General features: G+C 53.0%; 13 protein-coding genes and 1 pseudogene. 5 read left to right on the forward strand and 9 right to left on the reverse strand.

Annotated features, from left to right (window positions below; all coding sequences use genetic code 11):
- Positions 1–74 precede the first annotated feature (74 nt).
- Complete coding sequence (gene malK / locus EOS98_RS21170) at positions 75–1,184, reverse strand: maltose/maltodextrin ABC transporter ATP-binding protein MalK (RefSeq protein WP_000179176.1); 1,110 nt, start codon at positions 1,182–1,184, stop codon at positions 75–77.
- A 361-nt stretch (positions 1,185–1,545) separates the two neighbouring features.
- On the opposite strand from malK, the gene malE reads away from it, so the two are divergent.
- A complete protein-coding gene (gene malE, locus EOS98_RS21175; RefSeq protein WP_000695415.1) occupies positions 1,546–2,736 on the forward strand; it encodes a maltose/maltodextrin ABC transporter substrate-binding protein MalE in 1,191 nt (396 codons plus the stop codon).
- Here malE and EOS98_RS25200 read toward each other — a convergent pair.
- Positions 2,685–2,825, reverse strand: a pseudogene (locus EOS98_RS25200) (hypothetical protein); the annotation flags it as partial. The gene malE and the pseudogene EOS98_RS25200 overlap by 52 nt on opposite strands.
- A gap of 42 nt (positions 2,826–2,867) precedes the next feature.
- Between EOS98_RS25200 and malF the strand changes: the two are divergent.
- Positions 2,868–4,412 carry a maltose ABC transporter permease MalF gene (gene malF, locus EOS98_RS21180; protein WP_126524365.1) on the forward strand — a complete coding sequence of 515 codons (1,545 nt, stop codon included), beginning with the start codon at positions 2,868–2,870 and terminating at the stop codon, positions 4,410–4,412.
- Between the two features lie 14 nt (positions 4,413–4,426).
- Complete coding sequence (gene malG, locus EOS98_RS21185; RefSeq protein WP_001252085.1) at positions 4,427–5,317, forward strand: maltose ABC transporter permease MalG; 891 nt, start codon at positions 4,427–4,429, stop codon at positions 5,315–5,317.
- Positions 5,318–5,482: 165 nt separating this feature from the next.
- On the opposite strand, the gene psiE is transcribed toward malG, so the two are convergent.
- The 6 genes from psiE to pgi all read right to left on the reverse strand — a co-directional run bounded on the left by psiE (position 5,483) and on the right by pgi (position 11,903).
- Positions 5,483–5,893 carry a phosphate-starvation-inducible protein PsiE gene (psiE, locus tag EOS98_RS21190; protein WP_000982752.1) on the reverse strand — a complete coding sequence of 137 codons (411 nt, stop codon included), beginning with the start codon at positions 5,891–5,893 and terminating at the stop codon, positions 5,483–5,485.
- Positions 5,894–6,035: 142 nt separating this feature from the next.
- Positions 6,036–8,132: a YjbH domain-containing protein gene (locus EOS98_RS21195; RefSeq protein ID WP_126524366.1), complete on the reverse strand. Its 2,097-nt coding sequence runs from the start codon at positions 8,130–8,132 to the stop codon at positions 6,036–6,038.
- Positions 8,132–8,869 (reverse strand): capsule biosynthesis GfcC family protein, encoded by a 738-nt coding sequence (locus tag EOS98_RS21200; protein ID WP_126524367.1) that lies wholly within the window; start codon positions 8,867–8,869, stop codon positions 8,132–8,134. The genes EOS98_RS21195 and EOS98_RS21200 overlap by 1 nt, the downstream gene beginning before the upstream one ends.
- Positions 8,866–9,504, reverse strand: coding sequence for a YjbF family lipoprotein (locus EOS98_RS21205; RefSeq protein ID WP_000824807.1), 639 nt, complete (start codon positions 9,502–9,504; stop codon positions 8,866–8,868). The genes EOS98_RS21200 and EOS98_RS21205 overlap by 4 nt, the downstream gene beginning before the upstream one ends.
- A gap of 63 nt (positions 9,505–9,567) precedes the next feature.
- On the reverse strand, positions 9,568–9,810 hold the full coding sequence (gene yjbE / locus EOS98_RS21210) for an exopolysaccharide production protein YjbE (RefSeq protein WP_001541297.1): 243 nt from the start codon (positions 9,808–9,810) through the stop codon (positions 9,568–9,570).
- 443 nt (positions 9,811–10,253) lie between these two features.
- A complete protein-coding gene (gene pgi / locus EOS98_RS21215; RefSeq protein ID WP_000790032.1) occupies positions 10,254–11,903 on the reverse strand; it encodes a glucose-6-phosphate isomerase in 1,650 nt (549 codons plus the stop codon).
- Between the two features lie 387 nt (positions 11,904–12,290).
- Between pgi and lysC the strand changes: the two genes are divergently transcribed.
- Positions 12,291–13,640, forward strand: coding sequence for a lysine-sensitive aspartokinase 3 (gene lysC, locus EOS98_RS21220; RefSeq protein ID WP_000136394.1), 1,350 nt, complete (start codon positions 12,291–12,293; stop codon positions 13,638–13,640).
- A 130-nt stretch (positions 13,641–13,770) separates the two neighbouring features.
- Here the strand turns inward: lysC and EOS98_RS21225 are convergent, their stop codons facing one another.
- Positions 13,771–14,118 carry a Mor transcription activator family protein gene (locus EOS98_RS21225; protein WP_000615248.1) on the reverse strand — a complete coding sequence of 116 codons (348 nt, stop codon included), beginning with the start codon at positions 14,116–14,118 and terminating at the stop codon, positions 13,771–13,773.
- A gap of 576 nt (positions 14,119–14,694) precedes the next feature.
- Here EOS98_RS21225 and EOS98_RS21230 point away from each other — a divergent pair.
- A complete protein-coding gene (locus EOS98_RS21230) occupies positions 14,695–14,982 on the forward strand; it encodes a putative holin (RefSeq protein WP_001226439.1) in 288 nt (95 codons plus the stop codon).
- Positions 14,983–14,984 lie beyond the last annotated feature (2 nt).

Below are 14,984 nucleotides of genomic sequence, written 5' to 3' on the forward strand. Positions count from 1 at the left end.
TCATTGCTTTTCTTTAAACGCTGCCACCTTCTAAAACTGCGAATGGTTTTGCGTTTCGTTTTTTTATGGAGGCCTTAAACACCCGGCTCTTGATGCAGACGACGACATGCGCTGCCATCCTCGCGGAACAGATGACAGCGCTCTGGCGGCAGGCCGATAGCGAATGTGGCGCCCTCTTCTACCAACACCACGTCATTCTGGCGATAAACCAGGTTTTGACGGATGGCGGGGATCTGGATATGAATTTGTGTTTCGTGCCCTAACTGCTCGACCACCTGGACTTCGCCTTCCAGGGTGACATCGGCGATATCGCTCGGCAGCAGGTGTTCCGGCCGAATGCCTAAAGACATATTGGCGCCGACCTGCACGCCGCGACTTTCGACCGGCAGCCAGATTTGCTGGCGATTCGGCAGTTCGACCTGGACTTGTTCAATCGCGGTGGCGGTCACTTTCACCGGCAGGAAGTTCATCTTCGGCGAGCCGATGAAGCCCGCGACAAAGCGGTCCGCCGGATAGTGGTACAGCTCCAGCGGCTTACCGACCTGAGCGACGCGACCGGCGTCCAGCACCACGATTTTGTCGGCCAGCGTCATCGCCTCGACCTGATCGTGGGTGACGTAAATCATCGTGCGGCCCAGACGTTTATGCAGGCGAGAAATTTCAATACGCATCTGCACGCGCAGCGCGGCGTCCAGGTTAGAGAGCGGTTCATCCAGCAAAAACACACGCGGCTCCGCCACCAGCGTGCGGCCAATCGCTACGCGCTGACGCTGCCCGCCGGAAAGCGCTTTTGGCTTACGTTCCAGCAGATGCGCCAGTTGCAGCACTTCCGCCACCTGATTGACGCGTTGATTCATTACCTCTTTTTTGGCGCCCGCCAGCTTGAGGCCGAAAGACATGTTTTCTGCAACGGAGAGATGGGGATAGAGCGCATAAGACTGGAATACCATGCCCACGCCGCGCTCGGCAGGCGGGATATCATTCATACGGGTTTCCCCGATAAACAGGTCGCCACTGGTGATGGTTTCAAGCCCGGCGATCATACGCAGCAAGGTCGATTTACCACAGCCTGACGGTCCGACAAACACCACGAACTCCCCGTCATGGATATCGAGGTTAATATCTTTCGATACCACCACGTCACCCCAGGCTTTCGTTACATTTCGTAGCTGTACGCTCGCCATGCCCTTCTCCCTTCGTTACAACCTGTCATTGACAGCAACATTCATGATGGCCTGACTATGCGCGATCCCTGACTGGGGTAAATCCTCCACCCCCCGGCTTTTTTATGGGGGAGGAGGCGGGAGGATGAGGACACAGCGCCTGAGACCACGGGCGCGGACAGAAAAGGAATTTCGTGATGCCGCCCGCAAAAATCGGCGTGTTTTTATGTGCGCCAGCACGCATTACTCACATTTATGTAACACAGATCACATAAAGCCGGGGTGGGGCGTAGGGGCGGGGAGGATGGAAAGAGGTTGTCGTATAAAGAAACTAGAGACCGTTAAACCACCTCTGTGTACATCACCAAAAAGGATGGGAGATATGAAGATTAAAACTGGCGTAGGCATCCTCGCATTATCCGCACTTACGACGATGATGATTTCCGCCCCGGCTCTCGCCAAAATTGAAGAAGGTAAACTGGTTATCTGGATCAACGGCGACAAGGGCTATAACGGTCTGGCCGAGGTCGGTAAAAAATTTGAGCAAGACACCGGCATTAAAGTGACCGTTGAGCACCCGGATAAGCTGGAAGAGAAATTCCCGCAGGTGGCAGCCACCGGCGACGGTCCTGACATTATCTTCTGGGCGCACGACCGTTTTGGCGGCTACGCGCAGTCTGGTCTGCTGGCGGAGGTCACTCCGGATAAAGCGTTTCAGGACAAACTCTATCCGTTCACCTGGGATGCGGTACGTTATAACGGCAAGCTGATCGCCTACCCCATCGCCGTTGAAGCCCTCTCCCTGATTTATAACAAAGACCTCGTCCCGAACCCGCCGAAAACCTGGGAAGAGATCCCGGCGCTGGATAAAGAGCTAAAAGCGAAAGGGAAGTCGGCGATAATGTTCAACCTGCAAGAGCCGTATTTCACTTGGCCTTTGATCGCTGCTGACGGCGGTTACGCGTTCAAATTTGAAAACGGCAAGTATGACGTGAAAGACGTTGGTGTCGACAACGCCGGCGCGAAAGCGGGCCTGACTTTCCTGATCGATATGATCAAGAACAAAAATATGAGCGCCGATACCGATTACTCCATCGCCGAAGCGGCCTTCAATAAAGGCGAAACGGCAATGACCATCAACGGTCCGTGGGCATGGTCGAACATCGACAAGAGCAAAGTCAACTACGGTGTCACCCTGCTGCCGACCTTCAAAGGTAAACCCTCGAAACCGTTCGTCGGCGTGCTGAGCGCGGGGATTAACGCTGCCAGCCCGAATAAAGAGCTGGCGAAAGAGTTCCTCGAAAACTACCTGCTGACCGATCAGGGTCTGGAAGCGGTGAACAAAGATAAACCGCTGGGTGCCGTGGCGCTGAAATCTTTCCAGGAGCAGTTAGCGAAAGACCCCCGTATCGCCGCCACCATGGATAACGCCCAGAAAGGCGAGATCATGCCGAATATTCCGCAAATGTCCGCCTTCTGGTATGCGGTACGTACGGCTGTGATCAACGCCGCCAGCGGCCGTCAAACCGTGGATGCCGCGCTGAAAGATGCACAAAGCCGTATCACTAAGTAATGCCGCGAGCCTGTGCCGGATGGCGGCATAAATGCCTTATCCGGCCTACAACACACCGTAGGCCTGATAAGCGCAGCGCCATCAGGCACATCTCCGGCCCGGAAGTTTCAACGCTGTAGAGGAAAACCCCCATGGATGTCATTAAAAAGAAACACTGGTGGCAAAGCGACCAGCTTAAATGGTCAGTAATTGGTCTGCTGGGCCTGCTGGTGGGTTACCTTGTAGTTTTAATGTACGTACAAGGGGAGTATCTGTTCGCCATCATGACGCTGATTTTAAGCTCTGCTGGCCTGTATATTTTCGCAAATCGTAAAACCTATGCCTGGCGCTACGTTTACCCTGGCCTCGCCGGCATGGGGCTGTTTGTGCTATTCCCGCTGGTGTGCACCATCGCCATCGCCTTTACTAACTACAGCAGCACCAACCAGCTCACCTTTGAACGCGCCCAGCAAGTGCTGATGGACCGTTCTTATCAGGCAGGAAAAACCTATAACTTCGGTCTTTACCCGACCGGCGACGAGTGGCAACTGGCCCTCACCGACGGAGAAACGGGCAAACATTACCTGTCTGGCGCATTTTCCTTCGGCGGCGAACAAAAATTACAGCTGAAAGAGACCGATGCCCTGCCGGGCGGCGAACGCGCCAATCTGCGGATAATCACCCAGAACCGTCTGGCGCTGAACCAGATAACCGCCGTCCTGCCGGATGAAAGTAAAGTGATTATGAGCTCGCTGCGTCAGTTTTCCGGTACTCGTCCGCTGTACACACTGGCTGATGACGGCCTGCTGACCAATAACCAGAGCGGCGTAAAATACCGGCCAAATAACGATAGCGGTTATTATCAGTCGATCAACGCCGACGGAAGCTGGGGTGATAAAAAACTCAGTCCTGGTTATACCGTTACTATCGGCGCGAAAAACTTTACGCGCGTCTTTACCGACGAAGGGATCCAGAAGCCCTTTTTCGCTATCTTCGTCTGGACCGTGGTCTTTTCGGTCCTCACTGTGGTGTTAACCGTGGCGGTTGGTATGGTATTGGCCTGCCTCGTACAGTGGGAAGCGCTGAAAGGTAAAGCTATCTACCGCGTCCTGCTGATTCTGCCCTACGCCGTACCGTCGTTTATTTCAATTTTGATTTTCAAAGGGTTATTCAACCAAAGCTTTGGCGAAATCAATATGATGCTGAGCGCGCTGTTTGGCATTAAACCTGCCTGGTTCAGCGACCCCAACACCGCGCGGGCAATGGTGATTATCGTGAATACCTGGCTGGGCTATCCCTACATGATGATCCTGTGTATGGGGCTGCTGAAAGCGATTCCGGATGACCTGTACGAAGCCTCCGCAATGGACGGCGCCGGTCCGTTTCAGAATTTCTTTAAGATCACCTTACCGCTGCTGATTAAGCCGCTAACGCCGCTGATGATCGCCAGCTTCGCCTTTAACTTTAATAACTTTGTCCTGATTCAGTTATTGACCAACGGCGGGCCAGACCGTCTCGGCACCACCACGCCTGCCGGTTATACCGATCTACTCGTCAGCTACACCTACCGTATCGCCTTTGAAGGCGGCGGCGGTCAGGACTTCGGTCTGGCGGCGGCCATTGCCACGCTGATCTTCCTGCTGGTAGGCGCGCTGGCAATAGTGAACCTGAAAGCCACGCGTATGAAGTTTGATTAAGGGAGATAATAACAATGGCTATGGTCCAACCCAAATCTCAGAAACTGCGTCTCCTCATCACGCACCTGGGGCTGCTGATTTTCATCGCAGCGATTATGTTCCCGCTGCTGATGGTCATCGCTATCTCGCTACGTGAAGGGAACTTCGCCACCGGAAGCCTGATCCCGGATAAAATCTCCTGGGAACACTGGCGGCTGGCGCTGGGTTTCAGCGTGGAACATGCGGATGGTCGGGTAACGCCGCCTCCCTTCCCGGTCCTGCTGTGGCTGTGGAACTCGGTGAAAATCGCCGGTATTACCGCCATCGGCATCGTGGCGCTCTCCACCACCTGCGCCTACGCTTTCGCACGAATGCGTTTTCCAGGTAAAGCAACACTGCTCAAAGGGATGCTGATTTTCCAGATGTTTCCGGCGGTTTTGTCTCTGGTAGCGCTGTATGCGTTATTTGATCGCCTGGGACAATACATTCCATTTATCGGTCTGAATACGCATGGCGGCGTGATCTTCGCCTATCTTGGCGGCATTGCGCTGCATGTCTGGACGATTAAAGGCTACTTCGAAACTATCGACAGTTCGCTGGAAGAGGCCGCCGCGCTGGATGGCGCAACCCCGTGGCAGGCGTTTCGCCTGGTGCTGCTGCCGCTTTCCGTACCGATTCTGGCGGTGGTGTTTATTCTGTCGTTCATCGCGGCGATTACCGAAGTTCCGGTCGCCTCGTTGTTACTGCGCGATGTGGACAGCTATACGCTGGCCGTGGGTATGCAGCAATATCTCAACCCGCAAAACTATTTGTGGGGCGACTTTGCCGCCGCCGCCGTCCTTTCCGCTATTCCTATCACCCTGGTGTTCCTGTTGGCGCAACGTTGGCTGGTCAACGGCCTGACGGCAGGGGGGGTGAAAGGTTAAGTTTTATCGAAGTACCTGCCCGGTAACGGGCAATGCCACTGCCCTCAAGTTATGTTATCCCCACTTATGGTCGTATTTTGGCGCTCTTCGGAGCGCTTTTTTTATGCGTTATAGACAGCGACTAATTTATTGCCACGCCATACGTCCGTTACGGTGTGGCGACGCCTATTCTCGTCGTAGTCGGTTCGAATTACATAACCACAACGTGATAACCAACAGGAGGATCGCCGCCGAATAGAGTAATACATCCATTGGCGTTTTATGATCGACAATGATCAGGCGCACAATCGCCGTGATCCCAATGTACACGAAATAGCGCAGCGGAAAGTGAAGGCCAGACTTAAAGTACTTCACAATCAGCGCAATAAATTCGAAATAAAGAAAGTAGATCACCAGCCCTTCCACCAGTTCATATTTGCTGGCTTGCTCAGGCACGAATAATGCGTCCGCCAGATGCACCGTCTCTTTACCGAGAAAAACAACCAGGATCAGACCGAGGGTAAGCAGCCCCAAATTTAGTACGTTTTGTAAAATCGTGGCGATAAACTCAAGACGTGAGCGCGATAATGGCATCATAACAGCCCCCTCTTTCTCTGCGGCGAGGTTTCTGTATAACGCACAAATGTGACGGGCATCTATATTTTTTATTTATGTTTATATTTTGTTCAATAAGATAATTTGCCGGATAGCGCCGTGAACGCCTTATCCGGCCTGAGTATTAACGGAAATTTACGCTCCTGTCACTGGTCATATCATACAGGCCAAACTTACGGCCAAGCTGTTGACCACCGTCACGCGTCAGCGGCGTCCAGCCAATTGCCGCACGACTTCGGGTTGGGCCGGACGAGAAGAGATCCAGCGGCACGGAAACATATACGCCTTTGGTAAAATCCCCTTCCCCATATTCATCCGGCGACGCATCGGTAATCGTCGCGTAACCGCCGACAACGACGCCGCTATCGAAGCGTTTGGCGATCTCCAGCGTACCGCCTTTATCGCCCGCCAGATACTGACCAACGCTGGCTTTCACCAGCACATCCTGGGCGAACGACGGCGTCCAGTATGCGGTCAAATGTCCCGTCTTCACGCTGTAATCGGTAAACTTCATCATATCCTGCGCGCTACGCCAGTCACGCTGTTTCACGTAGTTGGCATCCAGGCCAAACGCCCAATTGCTGTCTACCGGGCGATACAGGACTTCCGCCCCGGCACCGCCAAACATGGTCTCCAGATAACCGCCATAGACCTGCCCATAGAAACCATTGCCAAAATACTGGAAGTAGTTGGCCTGTAGGTTATTCACATAAACATCGTTCTGCACATACTCACGGACATGCGTACGCACCCGCGGCAGATGCGAGTCCTTCGGCGGATTGGTGTAGTTAAATTTGTCGTAGTTGTTGGCGATATTGGCAAACACGCTGCCCGTGGTGAGCAGATGATCTGTGACCCACAGATCCGCAGTTCCCATTACGCCCAACTGATACATATAGAAGTTTTCCGGGCCGCCTACCGACTGATTCAGCACGGGATCAAGATGAAAATCAACGCGCGACTTGTCGATATACCAGCCCTGTTCAGTACTCTCTGGCACGATCGGCTCCACGCGTTTTTGCGCCAGCGGGGTTTCATGTCCCAGCGGTTCGCCTTCCAGATGGCGTTTCAGGCTGGCGACATCGGTTTCAGTGGTGACCTGCGGCAGATTAAGGCGATTTTCCGTCACGCGGATCGTGCGGATCCCCTCCGGCAGATCGTTCATGACGATCCGGTTAGCGCGCACGATCCCTTCACGGGAGTCGCGGTACTTCACCTGTTCACCGGTAACGTATAGCGTATCGCCTTTGACCTGGATTTTCGGGTCCGCCAGACCGGCATTATATTTCAATAACGTTAATTGATTAGCCACTACCGAATGTTGCAGGATGGCATCCTGCGGCTGTGGTCGGTATTGCGGGCGTGAATTGTCATGATACGCGGGACGTAAATCGTTGAAATTGGTGCACAGCGTGACGCCAAACATAAAGGTGTTGCCGCGCTCGTAGCTGAGGTTAACGTCGGCCCAATCGGTGACGCGGTAAATGGCGCCGACGTTAAACTTGCTCTTCTGCTCCAGTTTACCCGCAAAATCCTGCTGATAGTTATTGCCTTCATACTCCAGCTTCAGGCGTAGCGGTTGCCACGGGGTCTGGTATTCCACGCCGCCAAACAGCGAGGCCGGGCCGTGAAACATATCGCTACCGTCGACGGAACCTGCCTCTTTATAGCTGTTATCACGCGAACAGAATTTACCACTATACGAACAGAAAGGATTAGACACATTGCCGCTGGTGCCAAGATAGCCCCAGCCGAGACCTAATGAAAAATCAAATGGCCCCCAGGCCTTACTCGCTACAATATATTCCGCATCAAACAGCCCCGTCCCGCCGATATCGCGCGCGCCAACCGCCACCTGCGGCATCCAGTAACTCTCTTCCCACAACCGCAGTTTCACATCAAACGCTTTATCTTTGTAAGTCTGGTCACCGGAGAATGATTCCACGCTGCTGTACTTTTTCGTACGGACATCGGTATAGCGCAACGTGGTTTCCAGCCACGGGAAAAGCTGAACCGAAGCCGAGTAGTAGCGGTACTGATCGTTATCGCGATAGTTCAGGCTCATCTCCCCTTCACGCGCCATACGCGCTGTCGGCGTTTGCAGCAGGCCCACGCCGCCAAAGTCAGATTGTGAAGGCCCAACAGGGGCTGGATATGTTTCGGCATGGCAGGCCGCGCTAATACCCAGCGCCAGCACGCTGAGCAGATGTGTTTTTTTCATTATTCCGGTATCCGCTGCGTCAGGGTATGAAGAATGTCGGCATTTATCGCCTCCGGCGTGCCGCGCCAAAGGGAATCGGCAAAACCGACAAAAATAATGCTGCCGGGCATCGGCTCGATATGACGCTTATTCCAGTAAGCCACCGGCGCTTTTTGGCTGCGTCCATCAGGGTAAACCACCCAGGCATAGCTACGATCCGCGCCGCTGAGTAAGCGCTGACCCTCAAGATAACTGGCGACGTCCCGCCCAGGGACGAACGGCTGGCTGCCCGGCTGGCTAATCAAGCCAAAGAGCGTCACCTGCGTGGGTTGCGGCCCGACCCAGAGCGTGTAGTGACCTTGCAGCGGCGGGTTACCTCGTTCGCTCACCCGCACCACGTCAGGATCAAGATTCACGAATTGTCTGCCCGTCACCTTCACCGCCTGAATCTGTCGGCGCAGTGTGTTTATCGCCGCCGCCGCATCGCCATCTTCCTCAGCGCTGAGCGCCGCCAGTCGCCCGAGAAGTTCCTGCTGCTGTTGACGCGCCGTCACGGTCGCCTGTTCTTCGCCTATCACCGCCGCAGGCCACCAGCTCGTTGCCAGGCGCGGCTGTCCGACTAAATCGAGCAGACGCTCAGCGTCTGTCACCGTTTTAGGCTCGCTATTACCTTGGGTAAAAACGGTAACAGTGCCGCTGGCAAAGGCGGATGACGCGACAAAGGCCAGCGCCAGCGCGCTTATCATCCTTTTCATCATGATTTTGCCGCCTTAATCAGCGTGGTTTTCACCGGAAAGTAATTCGCGCCCAAATACTGTTCCGTCTGGCGAATTTGGCCTTCGCTATCAATCCAGTAGCGATTACGCCAGCGCGTTTGATCGGTCGTCACTTCTTCATCCAGCACCCGCACGGCGGTCTCTTCACTGCCGACGCTAACGCTATCGGTCCCTCGCCATGTAAAAACGGAACGGGCGGTGGCGTAACGCACCTGGCGATGTTCGGTCCAGCCCAGGGTGCGAGTCCAGGTCGCGCCATCGATAATCTGTCCTGGTTTCGCCAGCGGGTCGGCCGCCAGATTATTCACATCGATCAGGTTGTCGCCGCTAAGCAGCGTTTTGACCAGACGGCCATGCTGCGTCACGATCGTCGCGCCATCCTGCGTCACCCATTTCTGCTGCCCGTTTTCCGAGAAAGCGAGCACCACAAACAGCTGAGGACCGCCGTTAAGCTGCATGTACTGGCTGGCATAAGGCATGTTTTGAATATCGTCATCCGTTAGCTGTACGCCTGGCGTACCGAACAAACTGTCCCACAGTGAATCGCCCAGGCCTTTAGTGGTGGCCGAACACGCCTGTAATAGCAGGCAAATCAGGATAAGTGCGAGTCGCTTCACGACGCTTCTCCAGAGGGGCAAAATAACCACACCGGAGTGTGGTTATGGTTAAACGTACCGATACTACTGGGTACTGGTGGTCGTGGTGGTCGTGGTTCCGGTATTGGAACCATCGCCGCCGCCGGTTGCCGCTAACGCGACGCCCACCGCCGAACTTACGGTGCTAACGCTGGTGGCGGAGGAACTTCCCGCCGATACCGACGTCGCTGCCGACCCTGCCGCTTCACCCACCTGAACGGGGGCTGCCGAGACAGATGTCGCCGCAAGCGCGGTTATGGCAAAAATGCCATACAGTACTTTTTTCATCATAATTTCCCTTCATTGAATGAATGGAGATTTACCCAAAAGAATTTCGGGCGCTACCGAGTATACACAACCAAAGCAGGCGGATTATGTCCGGGAGAAATAACAGCGAGGTTTTAGGATAATTAAACTTTAAAGAAGTAACGTCTACATTGTTTAATTAACAAACAAATAAAATCAATAAGTTAAAATTAAAATAAAAGACATCGGCATCCGTATAATCTGAAAATAACGCAGAGTGATTTTCTGGTTATTGCTTATTTTAGGATTAAGCTCAATATAAAATTGTGGGGATAAAGACGGACAAGCGGAATTATCTTATAAAAAAAGCCGATGTGAATATCGGCTTTTTTATTATCTTATTCTCTTTTTGCCGGATGGCGGCGAAACGCCTTATCCGGCCTACAGACGCTATGCATTACGTAGACCGGATAAGCGCAGCGTCATCAGGCGCGCCAGGCTTTATAACGGTTAATCAGACCGTTGGTAGAGCTATCATGGGACGAAATAGCTTTATCATCGCCCAGCTCCGGCAGAATACGGTTAGCCAACTGTTTGCCCAACTCAACGCCCCACTGGTCGAAAGTAAAGATGTTCAGGATGGCGCCCTGCGTAAAGATTTTATGCTCATACAGCGCAATCAGCGCGCCCAGGCTGAATGGCGTAATTTCGCGCAGCAGGATAGAGTTGGTCGGGCGGTTGCCTTCAAACACTTTGAATGGCACAACGTGTTCAAGCTGCGCCGGATCTTTACCCTGATCGCGATATTCCTGCTCAACCACCTCGCGGGATTTACCAAACGCCAGCGCTTCGGTCTGCGCGAAGAAGTTAGACAGCAGCTTCTGATGATGATCGGATAGCGGGTTATGGGTGATAGCCGGGGCGATAAAATCACACGGCACCATTTTAGTACCCTGGTGAATCAATTGATAAAACGCGTGCTGACCGTTGGTGCCTGGTTCGCCCCAGATAATTGGGCCTGTCTGGTAATCCACGGCGTTGCCGTTACGGTCAACGTATTTACCGTTGGATTCCATGTTACCCTGCTGGAAGTAGGCGGCGAAACGGTGCATATACTGGTCGTACGGCAGAATGGCTTCGGTTTCCGCGCCGAAGAAATTGTTGTACCAGATGCCAATCAACGCCAGCAGAATGGGTAGGTTTTTCTCCGCCGGAGTGGTGGAGAAATGCTTGTCCATCGCGTGCGCGCCGGAAAGCAGCTCGACAAAGTTGTCGAAACCGACGGACAGAATAATGGACAGCCCGATGGCAGACCACAGCGAGTAACGACCTCCGACCCAGTCCCAGAACTCGAACATATTGGCCGTGTCGATACCAAATTCGCCGACCGCTTTGGCGTTAGTGGAGAGCGCAGCAAAGTGTTTCGCCACGTGTTTTTCATCGCCTGCACTTTTCAGGAACCAGTCGCGCGCGCTGTGGGCGTTGGTCATGGTTTCCTGCGTGGTGAAGGTTTTCGACGCCACCAGGAACAGCGTGGTTTCCGGGTTCACTTTTTTCAGCACTTCAGCGATGTGGGTACCATCAACGTTAGAGACGAAGTGCATAGTCAGATGATTTTTATACGGACGCAGCGCTTCCGTCACCATGAACGGGCCGAGGTCGGAACCGCCGATACCGATGTTCACCACGTCGGTGATGGCCTTACCGGTGTAGCCTTTCCACTGACCGGAGATAATCGCTTGCGAGAAAGTTTTCATTTTCTCAAGCACGGCGTTCACTTCCGGCATCACATCTTTGCCGTCCACGATGATCGGCGTATTGCTACGGTTACGCAGCGCCACGTGCAGCACGGCGCGGTCTTCGGTGCGGTTGATCTTCTCGCCGGAGAACATGGATTTAATCGCGCCGGCCAGATCGGTCTCTTTCGCCAGATCCTGTAATTTTGCCAGCGTCTCTTCGGTGATGCGGTTTTTGGAGAAGTCCACCAGCATCAGATCGTCAAACGTCGCGGAAAATTTAGCGAAACGGTCGCTATCGTTCGCGAAAAGCTCAGCGATCGTAACGTCTTTCATTTCATCGTAGTGTTTCTGGAGCGCCTGCCAGGCAGAAGTCTGCGTTGGATTGATGTTTTTCATTAGCAATACTCTTCTGATTTGAGAATTGTGACTGGGATCGATTGTAACGCCAGTCACAGAAAAGTGTGATTGTTTTAGTGCCGTTGCCCCAGGCACTGTCGAATGAGGATAAAAAGTATATACCCTAAATAATTCGAGGTGCAGAAAGGCAGCAAGTGGGTGAGTCGCCGGGCGCATAGATAAGCCAACATACTACAAACGGGTATCGGGGTTATAAGCGCTGTTACTGAGCCTAAACTCAGCATAAAAAATCCGCATAATCCCAACGTTGACAGTCCAGGCCACAACTTTTATTTATAAATACGTTACTTGCATTTGCGCCTGCACCGGTTTCTGTTCTGCCCTTGTGCCATGGTCGCGTTTTTCATTTCCTGACACGAGGTTGATATGACAGAGATCGTTGTTTCCAAATTTGGCGGTACCAGCGTCGCTGATTTTGACGCCATGAACCGTAGCGCGGATATCGTACTTTCCGACGCCAATGTTCGTTTAGTCGTGCTTTCCGCGTCTGCCGGCATCACTAATCTGCTGGTGGCGCTGGCCGAAGGGATGGAGCCTGGCGAACGTTTCGCTACGCTCGACGCCATCCGTAAAATCCAGTTCGATATCCTTGATCGTCTGCGTCATCCAAATGTCATTCGCGAAGAGATTGAACGCCTGCTGGAAAACATCACTATTCTGGCGGAGGCGGCATCGCTGGCGACATCGGCAGCCCTGACCGATGAACTGGTCAGCCACGGCGAGCTGATGTCTACCCTGCTATTTGTTGAGATCCTGCGTGAACGCGACGTACAGGCCCACTGGTTCGACGTGCGCAAAGTGATGCGTACCAGCGATCGCTTTGGTCGTGCGGAACCGGACGTCGCAGCGCTTGCGGAACTGGCCGCGCAGCAGTTGCTCCCGCGCCTGAGCGAAACGTTGGTCATTACTCAGGGCTTTATCGGCAGTGAAAGCAAAGGCCGCACCACGACGTTAGGCCGCGGCGGCAGCGACTATACGGCAGCGTTGCTGGCTGAAGCGCTCCATGCCGCGCGAGTTGATATCTGGACAGATGTGCCCGGTATTTACACCACCGACCCGCGCGTAGTGCCCGTCGCGCAGCGAATTGATGAAATCGACTTTGAAGAAGCGGCGGAGATGGCAACCTTCGGCGCAAAAGTACTGCATCCAGCCACCTTACTCCCGGCCGTGCGTAGTGATATCCCGGTCTTCGTTGGATCCAGTAAAGATCCGCAAGCGGGCGGTACGCTGGTGTGCAATAAAACCCAAAACCCGCCGCTGTTCCGCGCGCTGGCGCTGCGCCGCAATCAAACGCTATTGACGCTGCACAGCCTGAATATGCTGCACTCGCGAGGTTTCCTGGCAGAGGTGTTCGGCATTCTGGCGCGGCATAATATTTCGGTAGATCTGATTACCACTTCGGAGGTGAGCGTCGCGCTGACGCTGGATACTACCGGCTCCACCTCCACGGGCGATACGTTACTGACCCAATCCTTATTGATGGAGCTTTCCGCGCTGTGTCGGGTCGAAGTTGAAGAAGGACTGGCGCTGGTCGCGCTGATTGGCAACAACCTGTCAAAAGCCTGCGGTGTTGGTAAAGAAGTGTTTGGCGTCCTGGAACCGTTCAACATTCGCATGATTTGTTACGGCGCCTCCAGCCACAATCTGTGCTTCCTCGTGCCGGGAGACGATGCCGAGAAAGTGGTGCAAAAGCTACATCAGAACTTATTTGAATAATCGCCCTGACACGGCAGCGGGTGAGCGCTATCAGGCAATACGCTGCCGGATGGCGACGCAAGCGCCTTATCCGGCCTGTCGCAGCTCCCGGCGTATAGCGCTTGTCGCTATACGCCATACCCGATATCGCTTACAACATACGCCGCTGGTGCTGTTTTTCCGTGTGGACCCGCTTAACGATTTTATAGATCCACTGCAGTGTCAAATTGTACTTTTTGGCCAGCTCCGCATAATTACGCCCATCGCACTCGCTGTAAATCTGATAATCCCGTTCCGAAGCCCGACCAGAGATACCTTTGGGGAAATAAATGCTTTGCCCGCCCCAGTTGCGCATCATTCTGTCAGCAATTGCCTGACCGGCATTTTCGGCTGACGCGCTATCAATATTCATGCTTTCAATAAGTACCTGCGACGCATGAAACGCCAGATCGTTAATAATCTCCGGAAGCCGAACCATTTCTTTTGATTTCTGAATCATATTTTATCTCCATATCCTGCACCATGCTCCCCGTGACGGCACCAAAAAGGGAAGCGTAAAGAACGGTGCAATAACTACCTAACAATATATTCAAAATATATATAAATATTTACTATCAACGGCATTTAATTATAAATTAAAAGAATGTATATATCGCTTTCAATTTATAATATGTATTTATTTTATAGGTGAAGTAAGCCTTCACTGATGTCATCATTTTACACAATACTGTATGTATATACAGTTAATTTTTTGCATTTTTTTCTGCGTTCGATCAAAAAGATCGCTTTCCTCACGATCGCGTGAGTTTTTAAACTGACTTTAAAAATCAATAAGATAATTTTAATCAAAGATTATTATGACGCAGCAATACCGCCATCGTAGCCTGCCACAGACACATACTGACTCTCCGCAGGCAGCCTCTACCCCCTGCCCCGAAAGCTTTATTTATTCGTTTATTTGTTGGCATTTGACGCCATGCGCTAAACATTTTTTAAAGTTATTTATTAAAGCCCTTTTCGTTCTTCCGCTATGGGGAAAAGCGATACTTCTCTCTCAATTATCAGGAGATAGAGTATGCGAAAAATTATTGTTCCCCGACTTTCCGGCTGGCTGATTGCCTCTGTCGTACTGTTTGCGCTTATCGGCTGGACATCATCAGCGCAAATTCCGGTCGTCATCTATAAACTCAGCCTGGTTTCGTTATCAGCGGTGCTGGGTTACTGGCTCGACCGCAGTCTTTTCCCCTGGGCGCGTCCCGACTCCTTTTGCCCCTGGGAAGAATCGCTGTGCTGCGCCGCGGCGATGATTCGTCGCGCGATCATCGTTGCGGCAATTTGCCTTGCCGTCGCGCTGGGGCTGTAACG

Source organism: Salmonella sp. SSDFZ69 (assembly GCF_004010755.1).
Lineage (GTDB): Bacteria > Pseudomonadota > Gammaproteobacteria > Enterobacterales > Enterobacteriaceae > Salmonella > Salmonella enterica.

Bases quoted from the DNA above. Each gene is read 5' to 3' on its own strand.
- EOS98_RS21230 (WP_001226439.1), top strand. From the start codon at position 14,695: ATGCGAAAAATTATTGTTCCCCGACTTTCCGGCTGGCTGATTGCCTCT.
- EOS98_RS21195 (WP_126524366.1), bottom strand. From the start codon at position 8,132: ATGAAAAAAACACATCTGCTCAGCGTGCTGGCGCTGGGTATTAGCGCG.
- EOS98_RS21225 (WP_000615248.1), bottom strand. From the start codon at position 14,118: ATGATTCAGAAATCAAAAGAAATGGTTCGGCTTCCGGAGATTATTAAC.
- malE (WP_000695415.1), top strand. From the start codon at position 1,546: ATGAAGATTAAAACTGGCGTAGGCATCCTCGCATTATCCGCACTTACG.
- psiE (WP_000982752.1), bottom strand. From the start codon at position 5,893: ATGATGCCATTATCGCGCTCACGTCTTGAGTTTATCGCCACGATTTTA.
- malG (WP_001252085.1), top strand. From the start codon at position 4,427: ATGGCTATGGTCCAACCCAAATCTCAGAAACTGCGTCTCCTCATCACG.
- lysC (WP_000136394.1), top strand. From the start codon at position 12,291: ATGACAGAGATCGTTGTTTCCAAATTTGGCGGTACCAGCGTCGCTGAT.
- malK (WP_000179176.1), bottom strand. From the start codon at position 1,184: ATGGCGAGCGTACAGCTACGAAATGTAACGAAAGCCTGGGGTGACGTG.
- malF (WP_126524365.1), top strand. From the start codon at position 2,868: ATGGATGTCATTAAAAAGAAACACTGGTGGCAAAGCGACCAGCTTAAA.
- pgi (WP_000790032.1), bottom strand. From the start codon at position 11,903: ATGAAAAACATCAATCCAACGCAGACTTCTGCCTGGCAGGCGCTCCAG.
- yjbE (WP_001541297.1), bottom strand. From the start codon at position 9,810: ATGAAAAAAGTACTGTATGGCATTTTTGCCATAACCGCGCTTGCGGCG.
- EOS98_RS21200 (WP_126524367.1), bottom strand. From the start codon at position 8,869: ATGATGAAAAGGATGATAAGCGCGCTGGCGCTGGCCTTTGTCGCGTCA.